The organism is Acinetobacter sp. YH16044 (assembly GCF_013417145.1).
GTDB classification, from domain to species: domain Bacteria; phylum Pseudomonadota; class Gammaproteobacteria; order Pseudomonadales; family Moraxellaceae; genus Acinetobacter; species Acinetobacter amyesii.
The window spans coordinates 1-1,740 of the sequence record NZ_VPEK01000122.1 but is presented as its reverse complement, the minus strand read 5'-3'; the positions used below and the strand labels follow the sequence as shown (position 1 = coordinate 1,740).

Sequence of the window (1,740 nt, the reverse complement as noted above, 5' to 3'; positions counted from 1 at the left end):
GTGCTGTATGTAGAAAATGATAATTTAATGAGTAAAACACCGAATGGTGTGCCAATTTTGGTTAAACACTTGGACGGCCGGAATCCTGACCTTGCTTACCGACTTGCTGGGCGACGAACTTTTAAAATTAAAAAACGTAAAATTAATTCGAATTGAGGCAGGCTTTTACTCCCATTCGATCGAATTTCGAATAAGAGATGTTCTGTAAATTTAGAGTATAGCCTAACGGAACAAAATAAAGTCTTAAAAAGCAACTCAAAAACCGTATTTATAGACTTAATATTTAATTTCGGTACAATATGTATTTAATTATCTAAACTCTAACGGTACAGAATGCCTAATCAGGTCGGATATATTCGAGTCAGTTCAACTGAACAAAATACTGAACGTCAATTAGATGGAATCAGCCTGGATAAGACCTTTACTGAAAAGGCAAGCGGTGGTAGCCGTGAACGTCCTCAGTTAAATGCAATGCTCGACTATCTGCGTGAAGGTGATACGGTGCATGTTCATAGTATTGATCGTCTGGCACGTAATACAAATGATCTGAACGAAATTGTGAATAGTCTGAATGATCGTGGTATAACCATTATTTTTCATAAAGAGAATTTGACCTTCAGTCATGATGTAGCACAATCGGCAATAAATAAACTCATGTTTCAGATGCTTGCTGCATTTGCAGAGTTTGAACGCTCCATGATCCGTGAGCGTCAAAAGGAAGGAATTGCAAAAGCCAAAGCGAAGGGCTTATATAAGGGAAGAAAGCGGAAGGTTGACTATGTTGAAATACGAAAAGCAATGGCTGAAGAAAATTCAACATTTAGAGGTGTTGCAGAAAAGTTTAAAGTAGGGATAGCAACAGTACAAAGAGCTTTAAAAGAAGAAACTAATAATCAATAAGGTTGATTAATGAAGACGCTTAGATATTCAAATTTAGAAAAGATCATGACCATTTATACTGAAATTTCTACTTATATTACATTTCATAATGCGACTGGTTTAACAGATATAAATAAATCAATGGAAGATTTTTGAACCGTACCGGGTTTGTCGGAGACCAAGCTTTCTGAGAGAATGTCCCGATGAAAAAAGTAAAATATACCCCTGAAATCAGAGAAAGAGCGGTTCAATTATTGATTGAATCCGAGAAAGATTATCCATCGAATTGGGCTGCGATCACCGCTATTGCTCCCTGAGCAGTATACTGCGCAAGGGTTGTACTCCTGAAACACTACGTGTTTGGTATCAAAAATATTTAGATAAACAAAATCCAGTTAAAGTACAGCAGCTTTCAGACCAAGAACGTATCAAACAACTCGAACGCGAAAATAAAGAACTGCAACGCGCCAATGAAATTCTACGTAAAGCAGCCGCTTTTTTCGCCCAGGCGGAGCTCGACCGCCCACACAAATAATGGTGGATTTTATCCATAATAATAAAGAGCTGTACGGAGTCGAGGCGATTTGTAGAATTTTACCGATCGCACCTTCAACCTATTACCGGACTCTAGATCTCTGTGAAAATCCAGAACATCGAGCAAAGCGAGATTTACATGACTTGCATCATGCTGAGGAGATTAAACGAATTTGGAAGGAAAGTTCAGGTCGGTATGGTGTACGTAAAGTCTGGCAAAAACTGAAACGTGAAGGCTATATTATTGCGCGCTGTACTGTTGCTCGATTAATGCAAAAGCTAGGTATAAAAGGTGTTTGGCGTGGTAAGTACAAACAAACCACCCGT

Annotated in this window: 1 protein-coding gene, 1 pseudogene and 1 other annotated feature; the gene and the pseudogene both read left to right on the top strand. The window is 38.4% G+C overall.

What is annotated here, in order from left to right; translation table 11 throughout:
* Positions 1 to 333 precede the first annotated feature (333 nt).
* Positions 334 to 900 carry a recombinase family protein gene (locus FTV38_RS17370; RefSeq protein ID WP_006581699.1) on the top strand — a complete coding sequence of 189 codons (567 nt, stop codon included), beginning with the start codon at positions 334 to 336 and terminating at the stop codon, positions 898 to 900.
* 182 nt (positions 901 to 1,082) lie between these two features.
* Positions 1,083 to 1,740 (top strand): annotated as a pseudogene (locus tag FTV38_RS17365) (IS3 family transposase); the annotation flags it as partial.
* Positions 1,372 to 1,488, top strand: a sequence feature (AL1L pseudoknot). It overlaps the preceding pseudogene by 117 nt.